At 45.9% G+C, this 16,100-nt stretch carries 16 protein-coding genes; 4 read left to right on the forward strand and 12 right to left on the reverse strand.

Features of this window, described 5'->3' with window-relative positions; all coding sequences use genetic code 11:
- Nucleotides 1-89 precede the first annotated feature (89 nt).
- The 3 genes from dnaX to recR all read left to right on the forward strand — a co-directional run bounded on the left by dnaX (nucleotide 90) and on the right by recR (nucleotide 3,293).
- Complete coding sequence (gene dnaX / locus J3U75_RS01005; RefSeq protein ID WP_267390092.1) at nucleotides 90-2,069, forward strand: DNA polymerase III subunit gamma/tau; 1,980 nt, start codon at nucleotides 90-92, stop codon at nucleotides 2,067-2,069.
- Nucleotides 2,070-2,124: 55 nt separating this feature from the next.
- Nucleotides 2,125-2,466, forward strand: coding sequence for a YbaB/EbfC family nucleoid-associated protein (locus tag J3U75_RS01010; protein ID WP_100139961.1), 342 nt, complete (start codon nucleotides 2,125-2,127; stop codon nucleotides 2,464-2,466).
- Between the two features lie 221 nt (nucleotides 2,467-2,687).
- The gene (gene recR / locus J3U75_RS01015; protein ID WP_267390093.1) at nucleotides 2,688-3,293 is read left to right on the forward strand and encodes a recombination mediator RecR; all 606 of its coding nucleotides are present in this window, start codon (nucleotides 2,688-2,690) and stop codon (nucleotides 3,291-3,293) included.
- Nucleotides 3,294-3,637: 344 nt separating this feature from the next.
- Here recR and ilvA read toward each other — a convergent pair whose 3' ends face one another.
- On the reverse strand, nucleotides 3,638-5,173 hold the full coding sequence (gene ilvA / locus J3U75_RS01020; RefSeq protein WP_267390094.1) for a threonine ammonia-lyase, biosynthetic: 1,536 nt from the start codon (nucleotides 5,171-5,173) through the stop codon (nucleotides 3,638-3,640).
- Nucleotides 5,174-5,377: 204 nt separating this feature from the next.
- Between ilvA and J3U75_RS01025 the strand changes: the two genes are divergently transcribed.
- Complete coding sequence (locus tag J3U75_RS01025) at nucleotides 5,378-6,526, forward strand: D-alanyl-D-alanine carboxypeptidase family protein (RefSeq protein WP_267390095.1); 1,149 nt, start codon at nucleotides 5,378-5,380, stop codon at nucleotides 6,524-6,526.
- Nucleotides 6,527-6,646: 120 nt separating this feature from the next.
- Here the strand turns inward: J3U75_RS01025 and J3U75_RS01030 are convergent, their stop codons facing one another.
- The 11 genes from J3U75_RS01030 to J3U75_RS01080 form a co-directional block, all read right to left on the reverse strand.
- Nucleotides 6,647-7,939: an adenylosuccinate synthase gene (locus J3U75_RS01030; protein ID WP_267390096.1), complete on the reverse strand. Its 1,293-nt coding sequence runs from the start codon at nucleotides 7,937-7,939 to the stop codon at nucleotides 6,647-6,649.
- A 36-nt stretch (nucleotides 7,940-7,975) separates the two neighbouring features.
- Nucleotides 7,976-9,127: an ATP phosphoribosyltransferase regulatory subunit gene (locus J3U75_RS01035; RefSeq protein WP_267390097.1), complete on the reverse strand. Its 1,152-nt coding sequence runs from the start codon at nucleotides 9,125-9,127 to the stop codon at nucleotides 7,976-7,978.
- Between the two features lie 151 nt (nucleotides 9,128-9,278).
- Nucleotides 9,279-10,097: an undecaprenyl-diphosphate phosphatase gene (locus J3U75_RS01040; protein ID WP_100139967.1), complete on the reverse strand. Its 819-nt coding sequence runs from the start codon at nucleotides 10,095-10,097 to the stop codon at nucleotides 9,279-9,281.
- A gap of 99 nt (nucleotides 10,098-10,196) precedes the next feature.
- Complete coding sequence (locus J3U75_RS01045; RefSeq protein WP_100139968.1) at nucleotides 10,197-10,892, reverse strand: thiol:disulfide interchange protein DsbA/DsbL; 696 nt, start codon at nucleotides 10,890-10,892, stop codon at nucleotides 10,197-10,199.
- Between the two features lie 35 nt (nucleotides 10,893-10,927).
- Nucleotides 10,928-11,638, reverse strand: a complete 711-nt coding sequence (locus tag J3U75_RS01050) for an SPOR domain-containing protein (protein WP_267390099.1) — start codon at nucleotides 11,636-11,638, stop codon at nucleotides 10,928-10,930.
- A 99-nt stretch (nucleotides 11,639-11,737) separates the two neighbouring features.
- Nucleotides 11,738-13,234: a YifB family Mg chelatase-like AAA ATPase gene (locus J3U75_RS01055; protein WP_267390100.1), complete on the reverse strand. Its 1,497-nt coding sequence runs from the start codon at nucleotides 13,232-13,234 to the stop codon at nucleotides 11,738-11,740.
- Nucleotides 13,235-13,245: 11 nt separating this feature from the next.
- Nucleotides 13,246-13,548 carry an accessory factor UbiK family protein gene (locus tag J3U75_RS01060; RefSeq protein ID WP_267390101.1) on the reverse strand — a complete coding sequence of 101 codons (303 nt, stop codon included), beginning with the start codon at nucleotides 13,546-13,548 and terminating at the stop codon, nucleotides 13,246-13,248.
- Between the two features lie 84 nt (nucleotides 13,549-13,632).
- The gene (locus J3U75_RS01065; RefSeq protein WP_267390102.1) at nucleotides 13,633-14,073 is read right to left on the reverse strand and encodes a hypothetical protein; all 441 of its coding nucleotides are present in this window, start codon (nucleotides 14,071-14,073) and stop codon (nucleotides 13,633-13,635) included.
- 79 nt (nucleotides 14,074-14,152) lie between these two features.
- On the reverse strand, nucleotides 14,153-14,944 hold the full coding sequence (locus J3U75_RS01070) for an NUDIX domain-containing protein (RefSeq protein ID WP_267390103.1): 792 nt from the start codon (nucleotides 14,942-14,944) through the stop codon (nucleotides 14,153-14,155).
- Nucleotides 14,941-15,327, reverse strand: coding sequence for a holo-ACP synthase (gene acpS, locus J3U75_RS01075; protein ID WP_100156850.1), 387 nt, complete (start codon nucleotides 15,325-15,327; stop codon nucleotides 14,941-14,943). Before acpS ends, J3U75_RS01070 begins: the two co-directional genes overlap by 4 nt.
- A gap of 24 nt (nucleotides 15,328-15,351) precedes the next feature.
- Nucleotides 15,352-16,080: a pyridoxine 5'-phosphate synthase gene (locus tag J3U75_RS01080; protein WP_100139975.1), complete on the reverse strand. Its 729-nt coding sequence runs from the start codon at nucleotides 16,078-16,080 to the stop codon at nucleotides 15,352-15,354.
- Nucleotides 16,081-16,100: the final 20 nt, after the last annotated feature.

Genomic DNA, 16,100 nt, shown 5'->3' on the forward strand with positions numbered 1-16,100 from the left:
ACAATGTGGTGCCTGTCTGTGTATTTCTGACAGACAAAATTTCTTTTTTTGAGTTTAGATTCTGCTGTGGCTGGCGGTTGTGGACGGTTATGACTTATCAAGTATTGGCGCGTAAATGGCGGCCGAAAAGGTTTGCCGATTTAGTGGGGCAGGAGCATGTGGTTAAGGCATTGGTGAATGCGCTTGATAAAGGCCGTTTGCACCATGCGTATATGCTGACTGGAACACGAGGTGTAGGTAAAACTACCATTGCCCGTATTCTGGCTAAAAGTCTCAATTGTTTGCATGTTGAACATGGCGAACCTTGTAATCAGTGCGATTCATGCCGTCAGATTGATGCTGGACGCTTCGTTGATGTACTGGAAATTGATGCGGCCTCTAATACAGGGATTGATAATATCCGTGAGGTGCTGGAAAACGCGCAGTATGCACCTACGATGGGACGCTATAAGGTATATATTATTGACGAAGTGCATATGCTGTCCAAAAGTGCATTCAATGCCATGCTTAAAACGCTGGAAGAACCACCCGAACATGTGAAGTTTATTCTGGCTACAACCGACCCACAAAAAGTACCGATTACAGTATTGAGCCGCTGCCTCCAATTTGTGTTGCGTAATTTGAACAGCACGCAGGTGCACGATCATCTGGTTTATGTATTACAGCAGGAACAGATTGATTATGAAGATGCGGCATTGCTGCTGTTGGGTAGAGCGGCTGCCGGTTCCATGCGCGATGCGCTTAGTTTGCTTGATCAGGCAATTGCAATTGGTTCTGGCAAGGTGACCGAAGCAAATGTGCGCAATATGATTGGCGCGGTGGATAAAAGCTATTTGTATGCTTTACTGGAAGCGCTGGCTACAGGTGATGGAAAAGCTTTGTTATCCAAGGCTGAAGAAATGGCTAGCTGTGCAGTGGGTTTTGACAGTGCGCTGACAGAGCTGGCTTTATTGTTACAACGTTTAACTATTTTGCAAACAGTGCCTTCTGCCATTGCATCGGATGAACCTGAATATGCGGCTTTAACCCGCTTTGCCGGCCAGTTTTCTGGTGAGCAAATACAACTCTACTATCAATGCGCTTTACGAGGTAAAGCGGATTTACCTCTGGCACCGGATGAGAAGGCTGGGTTCGTAATGACTTTGCTGCGCATGTTGGCTTTTACACCACTTGCTGCAGTAAATACTCAACGTCTGCATGGTCAGCTTAGCGGCACTCAACTGCAAAATCCGCCGGATAGTAATCTTCTGGTTGCTGAAGGACAATATTTTAAATCTGTGGAGACACCAGTATCTGCGGATATATCGGGTAACGAAGGGGTAAGCACAGAAGCTGAACAAAATGTACAGGCAGAGCCCGCTACACACGTGGAAACCACCCCAGCAGCAACATCTAGTGGTATTGATTATCAGGCAGTTCCACCTGATGTGAATGCTCATAGATCAGCAATGGCTGATGAGGGGTTACCACCTCCGTGGGAAGATGTTCCTTCAGATTTGTCAGATGCAGTTGATGACAATTCTATATCACCCCCTTTGTTAACCTCTGATGAGCCTGATGTGTCTGAGCAGTTTTCTACTCCACAGTTGGAGGTTGACTCAGGCAGCTTAGCTGCTGATCAAGCTGATAAAACACAACCGGAAATACTTCAGAATAGTTTTCCGCCTCTAAGTGCTGAGAACTGGCCAGAAATATTAACTTTGCTGGCACACCGGCTTGGAGCTGTACAGTTGTTCAGCCAACATTCTGCCGTTGCTGCCTATGAAGAACATACTGGTGAATTGACGATTGCGCTTGCAGAGCAGGGAGAACCAACAGCTAACCGTGAATTATTAACGCGGTTAGCTGAAACTCTTTCGGAAGTTTATAAGCGGCCGATTCGGCTGCAGACTTGCAGCTGGCAAGAACAAAGTACGCTGGAAACACCGCAGATGCGTCAACAGCGTCTGCATGCTGAAGCTCAGCAGCAGGCACAATCGATTCTGGAAGCGCAGCCAGCGGTAAAAATGCTAATGGATACCTTTAACGCAAGTTGGATTCCTGAAAGCTTGCGTCTGGCTGAAGATTAATTACAATATTTGGTTTAATTTTTTCCGTTTAAATTTGAAGTAAAAGGAAGTTGCTATGTTTGGAAAAGCAGGTTTAGGTGGTTTGATGAAGCAGGCGCAGCAGATGCAGGAACGCATGAAAAAAGCGCAGGCAGAACTGGCTAATGTGGAAGTGGAAGGTGAATCTGGAGCCGGAATGGTTAAGGTAACCATGAATTGTCATTACGGGGTTAAGCGTATTCATATTGATGACACTCTGCTTGCCGATGCAGCTGAAGATAAAGAAATGCTAGAAGATTTGATTGCGGCTGCGGTAAATGATGCAGTGCGTAAGGCTGAGGCCACTTCTTCTGAACGGATGGGGCAGTTTACGCAAGGTATGAATCTGCCTGCTGGTATGGGTGATTTCTTTAAATAATTTATTACACAGGGAGGGTGATTTGGATGAGTTGCTCTTCCTTTTATCTTAAAAAATAGCATAAATTGGCTGAACATGCGTTTGCAGCGGCTTTTTCCTTTTAGCTTTTGCCATGCCGTAATTGATTTAAATCTGAAATAAAATCAATTAAATGGCTGTTAATGCTAATTGTATATTGGCTGATAAATTAAATCTTCAGCTGCGTGTTAATGAGTAACAGAATGAGCACAAAAAACAATGATGCTTTGAGCCGTTTAACCAATGCATTAAAAGTCTTGCCGAATGTGGGACCTAAAACGGCACAGCGTATGGCTTACGAATTGCTACAGCATAAGCGTGCTGGTGCGGAGGAATTAGTCGCCGCTATTCAGGCTGCTTTGTTACAGGTGCATCATTGTCGGTTATGCAATACTTTTTGCGAGGGTGAATTGTGTGCCATCTGTGCGGATAAAACTCGTGACGCGAAGCGGCTGATGATTGTGCAGATGCCAGTGGATGTAGCCAGTATGGAATCAGCGAATTGTCATGATGGGCTGTATTTTGTGCTGATGGGACAGGTAAACCCGACACAGGGCGCAGATTTACAGGCTATAGCGCTGGATAAGCTGGTTACAAGGTTACAGGAATATGAAGTAGAAGAGATTATTATTGCTACGAATTTTACAGCTGAAGGTGATGCTACGGCTTATGTCCTGTCGCAGTTGCTTACGGATTTTCCAGCTAAAATTACGCGGCTGGCTCGCGGTATGCCTCTGGGTGGAGAGCTGGAGTATGTCGATGCCGGTACCTTGGCGCAGTCTGTCTATGAACGACGGAATATAAAATAAATTTTGGCAGTATTAATTTTTGATTCGTATTTTTCTTATTATTTGTTATAGCTGAAGATTGGTTTAATCTTTAGCTTTTTTGTATTTTGATTGGACTTTTGTTGGGGAAAATATCGCTTTGAAAGAGGTTTTCTGAAAATAGAGCTGATAATTTTGGCATGATGAGATAAGCAGGAATTGTTATCTTGTTAAAAATTATGGCAGGCTGAGCAATTTATTCCGCTTAAAAAAATTTGATTGTTGCAGCCTGCCGATAATGTCTTTTGATGTTATCAGTTATTTTTCTAATTTTTAAACACTTAAGACTGAGTTAATTCAAGCCATTACTACAGTCTATACTGGATTTATTTTTTGTCTGGGGTTTCACTCAGAAACAGCTGATAAGCAGCATTGTGCGTCTGTTCCTGATATAGATAACCAAGGTGTTCCAGAAATGTATGGAATTTTTCTGTATCAGAAGGAGGAATATCCAGACCCACTAATACGCGGCCGAAATCTGCACCATGGTTGCGGTAATGAAACAGGGAAATATTCCAGTCAGACTGCATGTGTAACAGAAAGCGTTTTAATGCGCCTGGCCGCTCTGGGAACTCAAAGCTTATCAGGCGCTCATTGGCTACTTTTCCAGTGCGACCGCCCACCATATAGCGGATATGCAGTTTGGCCATTTCGTTATGAGTTAAGTCAATGGTAGGTAGGCCGTTGCTGTTCAGTTCCTGTGCAATCTGCTGTAAATCGGCGATGTCGTTACTCTGGATCCCGACAAAAATATGCGCTTTCTGGTTATCCCCGTAGCGATAATTGAATTCTGTAATACTGCGGTTGCCTATCAGTTCAATAAAGTGGCGGAAGCTGCCCGGTTTTTCCGGTATGGTAACAGCAAAAATACCTTCATGGCCTTCGGTTAGCTCACAACGTTCGGATACATAACGAAGCTGATGAAAGTTCATGTTGGCACCACTTGTGACGGCTATCAAATTTTGATGCTGGCACTGATTCTTTGCGATATATGCTTTTAGGCCGGCTAGGGCAAGTGCACCTGAGGTTTCGGTAATGCTGCGAGTATCATCGAAGATATCTTTAATCGCCGCACAAATGCTGTCGGAATCGACAATGATGATGTCGTCTAAAAGGTCGCGGCACAAAGCAAATGTTTCTTCGCCCACCAGTTTGACGGCGGTGCCGTCGGCAAATAGGCCAACTTCAGATAATTCGATGCGTTTACCTGCTGCAATGGATTGTTTCATGGCACAAGCATCTTCGGTTTCAACGCCGATTACTTTGATTTCCGGACGTACGTTTTTGATATAGGCGGCAACGCCAGCAGCGAGGCCACCACCACCGATGGCTACAAAAACTGCATCTATTGGTTTGGCATGCTGACGCAGAATTTCCATGCCAATGGTGCCTTGTCCGGCAATCACATCAGGATCATCAAACGGCGGAATGTAAGTTAAGCCGCTTTCGGCAACCAGTTGCATGGCGTGGTTATAAGCATCGTTGTATGACTCACCGGCCAATACAACTTTTCCTCCCCGTTTTCTGACGGCATCAATTTTGATTTGTGGTGTGGTTTGAGGCATGACAATTGTTGCTTCACATCCTAGTTTTTGCGCAGACAAAGCTACACCCTGTGCATGGTTGCCAGCTGAAGCAGTAATAACCCCTTTTTTTAGAGTAGTTTTGTCCAGCTTGGCCATTTTGTTGTAGGCGCCACGGATTTTAAAGGAAAATACCGGCTGTAAATCTTCACGTTTTAGCCAGATGTGGTTATTGAGTCTGTCGGATAGGTTGGTGGCATAATCCAAAGGCGTTTCAATGGCCACGTCGTAAACAGCGGCGGTGAGTATGCGGGTAAGGTAGTTTGCGTGTTTGTTCATGATTGCTTATAAAGAAGAGTCTGATTTTATTATGCAGATTGTCTGCTTAACGGAATTAATCAAAAATTAACGATAACGCGGCTGTTTTTTTTATGCAAGTAAATTTGCCAATATCGCTTATCTAGTGCGGTCAAATGTTTATAATATCCGGTTAAAGATTGGGTGAATGCAGGCAAAGCCGATTTTGAATGTGCTAAAAAAATTATGAGAAATTTAATTTGTGGACTATGGGCAACGATATTGCTGGCAGTTCTGCCAATGACGCAGGCAGTGGAATTGCCTGTGATTAATGCTGCAGCGTATGCGGTGGCGGATGAGCAAAGCGGGATGATTCTGGCAAGCCGTGATAAGGATGCTCAGATTGAACCAGCAGCCTTGACTAAGCTGATGACAGCTTACTTAGTTTTTGATGCTTTGCAAAGTGGCAAACTGAAAGCTCGCCAGCAATTGCAGGTTTCTTCGACTGGTTGGCAGACAGACGGCAGCAGAATGTTTTTACAGCAGGGTGTGCCGGTACCTGCTGAAACAGTGGTGCAGGGTATGCTGGTGATTTCTGCCAATGATGCGGCAATAACGCTGGCTGAAGCAGTGGGCGGCAGTGAAAAAGCCTTTGTACAACGTATGAATACACAAGCGCAGAAAATGGGGCTGCATCACACCCATTTTATGAATTGCACCGGTTTGCCGGCACAAGGACAATACAGTAGTGTGGGAGATTTGCTGATATTAGCACAGAGACTGGTTAGTGATTTTCCACAGTATCAAAAATGGTTTGCTAAGAAATCATTTAGTTATAACGGAGTAACGCAGTTAAACCAAAATCTGCTGTTATTTCGCGATAATCAGGTGGATGGTCTGGCTGTAGGGTATAGTATTAATGGCGGATATAATCTGGCTGTAAGCAGCAAGCGCAATGACCGCAGTAATATTGCAGTACTCGTAGGTGCAGACAGTAGTGAGGCCAGAGCTGCTGAAGGCAGTAAGCTATTAAGCTGGGCTCTGACTTCTTTCAATACGGTGCGCTTATATCCGGCGGGACATAAACTTGCAGATATCACTGTTTACAAGGGTGCACATCGAAAGGTGCCAGTCGGATTTTTGCGTGATACCTATGTTACTGTGCCTGCTAATGGAGCTAAAGAGCTTTTAATTGAACTAGATGCTGTACAGCCTGTAGTGGCACCTGTGTATAAAGGTCAGAATATGGGGACGTTAAAGCTTCTGGCTGGAAACCAGACAATTGCTGAACAGCAGGTGGTAGCACTGCATAATGTGGATGAGGCGGGTTGGTTCAGTCGCTGGCTGGATAGTGTTGCTTTGTGGTGGCACAATCTTTTTCACAAAGCAAAATAGCTGCGCCGGTTATGAGAAAGAAGCAAGTGGCTTTTGATAGCATAAAATAGGTAAAACTGTTCAGGAACCTAACAATAATAAAAAACCCATCATATTGATGGGTTTTTGCTTTTTACTTATTTATTCATAGGGGTGTTGCAGCAAAATAGTTTCTTCGCGATCTGGGCCGGTAGAAATCATGGCAATTGGTGCACCACAGATTTCTTCAATGCGTTTCAGATAAGCTTTAGCATTAGCCGGTAATGCATCGTAGGTTTTCAGGCCGAAGGTACTTTCTTTCCATCCAGGCATGGTTTCATAAATAGGTGTGCAAGCGGAGACAGCATCTGAACCGCAAGGCAGAATATCTATTTTTTCACCATTATAATCGTAACCAACGCAGATGTTGATGCTGTCCATACCATCCATTACATCCAGCTTAGTAACACATAAACCAGAGATACCATTTACCTGAATGGAACGTTTCATCAGTGCAGCATCGAACCAGCCGCAGCGGCGCGGACGTCCGGTAACAGCACCGAATTCATTACCGCGTTGGGCCAGACCTTCGCCCACGCTGTCAAAGAGTTCTGTCGGGAACGGACCTGAGCCAACGCGGGTAGTATAGGCTTTGACGATACCCAGAACATAATCGATTTTAGTTGGTCCGACACCAGAACCGACTGTTGCAGCACCGGCAATACAGTTGGAAGAGGTAACAAAAGGATAAGTGCCATAATCGATATCGAGGAACGTGCCTTGTGCTCCTTCAAACAGTAATGATTCGCCGCTTGCGTTCATATCGTTCAGCTCGCGTGAAACGTCCCCGACCATCGGCCGTATCTGGTCGGCCAGTTCTAAAGTTTGCTGATAGATTTTATCTGCATCCAGAGCTTCTTGTCCGTACAGGCCATTAAGCTGGCAGTTATAGATAGCAACAGCATCTTTAATTTTTTGCTCTAAGACATCTGGCTGAAACAAATCCATTATCCGTACTGCACGCCGAGCAATTTTATCTTCATAGGCCGGACCAATACCACGGCCGGTGGTACCGATTTTTTTATCGCCTTTGGCTGCTTCACGGGCATGATCCAATGCAATATGATAAGGTAATATTAAGGGGCAAGTTGGGGCAATTGTCAGCTGTTTGGTAACATCAATACCGGCTTGCTGTAATTCAGACATTTCACTCAGTAAGGCCTCTGGTGATACCACTACGCCAGAGCCGATAAAACAGCGTTTTCCTGTATGTAAAATACCGCTTGGAATTAGTCGCAATACGGTTTTTTTACCGTTGACTACGAGAGTATGACCCGCATTATGTCCGCCCTGATAACGTACCACGCCGGAGGCACGTTCGGTCAGCCAGTCTACAATTTTACCTTTGCCTTCATCACCCCATTGGGTACCGACAACGACGACGTTTTTTGCCATATAGATTTACCTGCTCATACTAAAGGTTGGTTATTGCTACAAAGGAATCAGTTGCCATTGCTGGTTTTGCCAGACAAGTTGGCGGTCGCATCCTTTAACTTCGTTGCATTCAGGAGTGTAATCAATGATGACACATTCACCGGCTGAACGCAGTTGCTCTATTTCGTTTTTTGCAGCGGGGGCATCGTGCACGCTGACTTTTATGCCGCGTAGTTTTTCTACTGGTGGCAGATGCCCAATTAAATCTCGTAAGTCAAAACTGAATCCTGAGGCTGGGCGGCTACGGCCAAAATATTTGCCCAATCCATCATAGCGGCCGCCTCGTGCCAACGCATCTGGCCAGTCTTCACTGTAGGCGGCAAACAGTAATCCGGTATGGTAATTGTCTACTCGCAGTTCGCTCAGATCGATAAAGATGCTGTTGCTAGCAAAAGCCGCACATATTTGCTGAAGCTGTTGTAGTGCTATGCTGATTTCGGGTAAGTCAGGCAATATGGTGCGGGCGGTCTGTAATACTTCTTGCGTTCCATATAGGGTGGGTAAGGTGATAAAGGCATCAATCCACTGTTGCGAAATCTGCCATTGCAGGACACATTTTTCGACGGCTGAGGCGTCTTTTGCCTGCATTAGCTGTAATAGTGAAGCAGCTTGCTGATCATCCAGTCCGGCAGCTTCAGCTAAAGCATAAAAAATACCGATGTGCCCCAGCGATAAGGTGGGTGCAGAAACATTAACGATAGCTAAACTTTTTAGCATTAAATCAATCAGCTCAATATCTGCATCGATACCTGCGTGGCCATATAGTTCGGCACCAATCTGTAAAGGTTCGCGAGTGCTTAGAAAGCCGTCAGGTCTTGCATGTAATACTGGACCGGCATAGCACAGACGGTTTAGGCCGCTGTTGGCAGAAAGTAAATGTGCGTCAATACGGGCTACCTGCGGGGTGATATCTGCACGCAGACCCAGTTGCCGGCCGCTAAGCTGGTCGACAACTCGGATGGTTTTAAGAGACAAACCTTCATCAATACGGGTAAGTAAAGATTGGCTATACTCAAGCAGAGGAGGGCAGACGAGTTCGTAGCCATGAACGCGATAAAGTGCTAACAGCTGTTCTTTGGCGCTTTCCAGCTGGCGCGCCGCAGAAGGAAGGATGTCGGCAATGTATTCGGGCAATTGCCAAGACTGCATTGATATTCCTTACAAAATACAAGCCACACTGCAGCGGAAGCAACAGTGTGACATGGACATGGAAAGGCAGGAAAATGCTGTGCCTGTGGTCTGTTAAAACATCACTTTATCACAATTTAACGTTTTTATACCAGAGGCAATACTGGCTGGCTTACCATTTTACCCAGCCTGTTACCCAAGTTAGCAGGATGATGCCGCCAAATATGATTCGGTACCAGGCAAAGGGAATATAGTTTTTGTGGGCAACGAAGCGCAGTAATGCTTTGACTGCCACCAGAGCAGAAAGAAAAGCGGCAATAAAGCCAATGGCAATCAGCAGCAAATCATCGCGAGTAAATTCATTCAAATGTTTGAGCATGTCGTAGCCAGTGGCGGCAATCATCACCGGTACGGCCAGAAAAAAAGAAAATTCGGTAGCGGCTTTGCGTTCAATACCCCACATCATGCCACCCATGATGGTACTGCCGGAACGGGAGGTACCCGGAATTAGTGCCAGAATTTGTGCTAGTCCTACGACAAGGGCATCACGCGGACGCATTTCCTCTACGCTGCGTACTTTGGGCTGACAACGGGTTTGACGTTTTTCAATCCATAAAATTAATAAGCCGCCGATAACCAGTGCTGTAGCAACGGTAATGGGGTTAAAAAGGTAATGTTTGATTTGTTCGCTAAAGAGTAAACCCATGATGGCGGCAGGAATAAAGGCAATGGCAAGATTGAGAACAAAACGGTTAGTGGCTGGTTCTTTGCCGATATGCGTGATGATGTGGGCAAAGCGGTGTTTGTATTCGAAAATAATAGCGAGGATGGCACCTAGCTGAATAGTGATATCAAATACTTCGCCAGTGGTCTGAAATTTAAGCAGGTTGCCAACAACAATTAGATGGCCGGTACTGGAAACCGGTAAAAATTCGGTTAAGCCTTCTACGATGCCAAGTATTAGAGCTTTGAGAAACAGGACAATATCCATTTTATTTACTGTTCTTTATAAATTGAAGCCACAAATTCTATGCAAAACAATAGTGTGTTTGAGGGAAACACACTATTGTTTTAAATCACAGGCTGAAATCTACCGATTTGCAGAAGCAGCTAGTGATGCGCCTATGCTTTTTGGTAGTTTACGTGCGCTTGCAGCACGTGCGCTATTCTCATTGCGTACTTTTTCAATTAATTCATTCAGGGTTTTCATTCCTGCTGCAAATCCTTGCGGAAATTTAAGTTCGTATTTACCGCCTACAATTACAGTTGGTGTGGATAGGATATTGTATTTTTCACCCATTTTACGCATGCTGGTAGCTGCGGCGGCATTTTCCAGACTGTTGTAAGATTTAACCAATTTTTGTCCGTCAAAGGCGGTTTGCTGTACCGCCCATTTATTGAATACTTCCGGTCGCCATAATTCAATGTGCTTGTTGAAAATGGCGTCGAAAATCAGCGGGTCTGCCTGTAATTTCATATTGGTGCTGTTAACTGCGGCGGCGACACGGGCAAGATTGTAGTATACGTCATCATCCCAGACTACATGTACTGGACGCAGGTAGGTATCGGGGGCGAAAGATTTCATTTCCTTGAGCATATAGGGTTCAAGGTGGGAGCAATGGATACAGCTGTAGGAGAAAAATTCCAGTACTTCTACTTTGTCTTTATGTAGCTGCGGTATAGGTTTGTCCAGCACAACGTAATCTACGTTAACGAGTGAAGCATGTACTAGGCCACTGGCGAATACCAATGAAGTGGCCATGATGGTAATAATTTTTTTTAGCATGTTGATTTCCTGTTTTTTTATGAAAGCTGAGTAACTCAGGATGCTGCTTTGGTCAGGCTATCGATATTATGTTGTTGCAGTATCTTTTTAATCTGGCCAGCTTGATTCTGGTTCAGATTGTCTGTCTGTACACGGTATTTGGTTGTGCCGTTCACTTTAGCTGTCTGTACTGTGCTATTGATACCGAGCATCACCAGTTTAGCGCGTTGGGCATCGGCATCGGTACGATTGCTGTAGGAACCGATCTGCAGATAGACTTTATTGCCAGTATGTTGTTTTTCTGCTGCCTGCTGAGCTTTTTCCAGACTGCCGTTGCTGAGTATCTGTTCGGGGGTGACATGAGTCTTGCTACCACCTGAGGGTACTTTTTTGGGTGTTTTAGCCGGCTCTTTATGCTCTTCATTTGGTCTGGTTGCCGGTGTATGCACGCCTGTAACCTGATTTTCAATGCCCCCGATGTTTAGCGGTTCTGAGGCAGGGGGCACAGTCTGCGACGGGCTGTTTGAAGATGCTGATGCTGCACCATCGGGAATGAATGGCTGGGTTGCAGATGCGCTGTTATCTGGAGTCAGTATTTCCGGCTTTTGTGGCGCAGATGCCTCAGGGATGGCTGGGGTTTTGAAATCAGACTTGCTTTTATTCAGGTAAAACAGGATACCGGCAATGATGGCAGTTGCTATCAATAAGCCGACGATAAAGCTGATTAATCCTTTACCTGCCTGACGAATCGGTGTGTACATATGCATGTTGAAAGCCTTTATGTTGGCATTTTATACGGCAAATTTTAATCAGGGCCGGATGCTTGTTTAGGGGAGGTGGCATCTGTTATTTTGCCCTATTTCATATTATAAAGCACGGCGAAAACTTATGGCGCGCAAAATGTGCCCGTTTCCAACGTCATGGTTATCATCCATATCGGCCAGAGTTCGGGCAATACGTAATATTCGGTGAAAACTGCGGGCTGAAAGAGATAGTTTTTCGATGGCACCGGCTAAAGTCTGTTTGGCTTCGCGGCTAATGCGAGCGATGTTGTCCAGCTCGCGGTTGCTTAGCTGAGCATTAATTTTACCCTGACGCTGATACTGGCGTGCACGGGCGGTGCTGACTCGTTCGCGGATACTACAGCTGCTTTCACCGTCTGCCTGCTGAATCAAGTCACTAGCTGGCAAGCTGAGTACTTCAATAATGAGATCTATGCGATCGAGGAGGGGGCCGGAAATTTTGTTGCGGTAGCGCACTATGGCCTCAGGTGTACAACGGCATGTTCGTACTGAGTGACCTAGATAACCGCATGGACAAGGGTTCATGGCTGCTATCAGCTGGAATTTGGCCGGATAAGTTGCCTGCCGAGCTGCACGGGAAATGTGTATTTCGCCACTTTCTAAAGGTTCTCGCAGCACTTCAAGTACTTTGCGGTCAAATTCTGGCAGTTCATCCAGAAACAGAATGCCATGGTGGGCTAAAGATATTTCACCTGGACGCGGATCAGAACCACCGCCGACCAATGCAACAGCAGAGGTGCTATGATGCGGAGAGCGAAATGGACGATTTTGCTGGTATTGTTGTTGTCCGTGTGGCAACAGTGACTGTAAAGACCAAACGCTGACCAATTCAGTGGCGGTCAGTGGCGGAAGAATACCCGGAAGACGTTGTGCAAGCATGGATTTACCGGTACCGGGCGGCCCAGACATGAGCAGACTATGGCCACCAGCGGCTGCGATTTCCAGTGCCAGCCGTGCAGTTTGTTGTCCGCGTACATCGGCCATATCTGGATAGCTGATTTCAGTAGGATACTGATGCAGATGTTCGGTATTTATGGCTTTAAGCGGCTGTTCATAATTGAGATGAGCAACTACAGCTGCAAGTGTTTCGGCTCCAAAGACTTGTGCTTCTGGTAGAAGAGCTGTTTGAAAAGCATTGTCTTGAGGCAGGATAAAGGCACGCTGTGCTTGTCGTGCTGCTTCCGCCATAGCGATGGCTCCGCGAATAGGCCTTATTTGGCCGGATAAGCCAAGTTCCCCGGCCAGTTCATAAGCCTGTAGTGCGCTTGGATCAATCTGGCCGGAAGCGGCCAATATGCCAATGGCGATGGGTAGATCAAAACGACCAGATTCTTTGGGTAAATCTGCGGGAGCTAAATTAACGGTAATTTTTTTTGCTGGAAAATCAAACCCAGACTGAATAATAGCTGCTCTGACGCGGTCGCGGCTTTCTTTAACTTCTGTATCCGGTAATCCTACTATACTAAATGCTGGTAGACCATTGGCCAGATGTGCTTCTACTTCTACTAATGGTGCTGCCATGCCAGCCAGTGCACGACTATATACAACTGCCCATGACATGGCTTAGTTCCTTAGGCAGGTAAAGTGTTATTATTTTCTGCGGAGGATATTGGTTGTGCGCTGTCGGCGTTGCTGTTTTGTGCCAGCAAAGCTTCCAGTGCTATCACGCGGCTTTCCAGTTCAGCCAGTTTTTCTCTGGTTTTAAGAAGGACCTGCTGCTGGATATCAAATTCTTCACGGGTAATCAGATCCATGCGATTAAAAGCACTGCCTAGCATGGATTTAACATTTTTTTCCATGTCTTTAATGGGGCTATTACTGATGGTATCACCGAGTTTTTCGCTGATATCGTCAAAAAATTTTTTGCTGAGCATGGCGTGAATCCTTTTGATGGCAAGGTAATCAATGTGTGTGATTGTACGGGTGAATGCGCCGGCGATGCAATGCTTATATAGTATTCAGGGGGCGGAAAATACAATATTGTAATGTTGTCCATCCAGTGTTAGGTCGCCGAGAAAATCGTTGCGTTCATCCACACATACAGGGAGCACAGCGTGATGAGCCGTCCAGAAGCCATTTCCCTGTGGCTTAAAGTCTGTACGATTGAAACCCAAATCCATGTTGCGCATAGTGAAATGGATGCTAATGCGTTTAACTGATGCAGGTACCTGACGCATAGTGATATTGAAGGGTTTGGTAACGTCTGCCGGCGGGGTGAACTGGATAATGGCACCACCAGGCAGTATGCAGCCGTTGCGTATGTTGCAGTTACTAAGTGTGCTTTGTGCATCTATACGGCTGTTTTGCCAGAATATTATGCCAATAATGAACGGTACGGCCACAATGAATATCAGTAAGCCGATGATAACGGCTGTTGAATTTTTAGCAGGCTGGGACATGATGTTGGCGAAAAGTTTCAGTTTAGAATTGGTAAATGAGAATAAATAGGTAGCGGATTTTTAAATGGTATTTAATTACTTATTCCTGCTCGTGGATGATGCCATGTGCACCTAGATTCATCCAATCGGGTTGCGGTGTTGTTAAACCAGTTTTCTTTTGAAAAACCATGACAGGCACACTTGAGGGCTCTTGTTGTAACAGGGTAAGCAGTAATTTCATATCATCGATACTGGATATTGGCCAGATAATGGCAGCAGCTGATTGTGCCTGCTGCCACTGTTCAAGGCTAGAGCAGATTGCCCAGATATGGTCTATAGGGTGTTGTTGTGCCAAATACTGTAATTGATTGGCAGGTGCATATATGCTGGTTGCTGCGGCAATACCAGAGTGATAAGGCAGTATTTTGAGCTGCGGCTCTTGGGCAGAGACAGAGTGAAAACCGGTATTAAGCTGCCCACTCATCTTCGTAGGAATGGACAGAGCCGCCAAAATAGGCGCATTAGCCGGTAACATGGGTGTTACTGTAAGCTTACCCGGTTGCTGCCAGCACCAGCTTTGTTGCTCCCGAGCGCAAAGTTGTCCCAGCCATTGTCTGGCACCAATACGATAGAAATGCAGGTGAACATGGGCGTGTTCATATTTGTGAATTTTGGTGAGCCATGGGGTGGCTTGGATGACGTCAATGCCTAGCTCTTCTTTGAATTCGCGCTGTAGGGCGGTTAGATAGGTTTCACCTGTTTCTACTTTTCCACCGGCAAATTCCCAGTAGCCGGCATAAGCTTTACCTGCTGGACGGGAGCTAAGCAAAAATTCTCCTTGTGGGTTGTATAGTACGCCGGCTACAACTTCTACCAGTTTGTCGGTATTCATTTAAGATACTCAGCTACGACAAATGCCACAATATAATTTTCTTCATCGGTGAGGCTGAGATGGATACGGCCGATGTTTTTTTGGCTGAGCCATTGTGCTAAGGGTTTTTCTACTATAAATTCCGGACGGCCCAGCTCATTGTGACCGATGCCAATGTTTCGAAGCGTGACCGGGCTACGCAAACCGGTATGTACGGCTTTGGCAAATGCTTCTTTAGCGGCAAAGCGCTTTGCGAGAAATTGAACCGGCTGATTAGCTGAGGGCCATTCCAGAGCTTCTATCCGAGATAGCATTTTTTCAGCCACGGCATTGGCTCCGTAGGTTTTGCACATTTTGGCGATGCGATCGATTTTGACTAAGTCTGTACCTATGCCGTAAATCATTTTGTCCCTTTTACTGCTGAAAGATTAATAAGGAATACTGCGCGCACGGAAGATGGCGGTCTTCATTTGTTCGATGGCTTGGGGGAGACCGATAAAAATGGCCTGTGCAATCAATGCGTGGCCGATATTCAGTTCCTGAATAGCCAGAATTTTCGCTATGGGGGCGACGTTATGAATGTTCAGACCATGTCCAGCGTTGACGATGATACCCATTTCGCTGGCCTGATGGGCTGCTTCTTCAATACGAGCAAGCTGCTGCCTTCTCTGCTGTGGGGCGGCATCAGCATAGGCACCAGTATGCAGTTCGATAACGGGTGCAGCTACTTCGCGGCAGGCCTGTATCTGATTGCTGTCGGCATCAACAAATAAGGAAACACGAATACCGGCCGCTGTGAGCTTTTGAATATATTCTGCTACTTTATCCTGTTGCGATAATACATCTAGCCCGCCTTCGGTAGTAATTTCCTGCCTTTTTTCCGGCACGATGCACACATCAGCAGGTTGAACAGCCAGTGCGTTGTCCAGCATCTCCGGCGTGAGTGCCATTTCCAAATTTAAACGTGTGCTGATGGCATTTCTGACAGCAAATACATCGGCATCATGAATATGGCGCCGGTCTTCGCGTAAGTGCATGGTAATGAGGTCTGCACCATGCGTTTCAGCCAATAGTGCTGCTTCTAGCGGACTCGGGTAAATACTGCCGCGGGCATTGCGCACGGTGGCAACGTGATCGATATTGACGCCAAGTAGCATGTGCTTTTACCTAGAATTGA

It is taken from the genome of Snodgrassella sp. B3088 (genome assembly GCF_026535815.1).
In the GTDB taxonomy this organism is placed as follows: Bacteria; Pseudomonadota; Gammaproteobacteria; order Burkholderiales; family Neisseriaceae; genus Snodgrassella; species Snodgrassella alvi_E.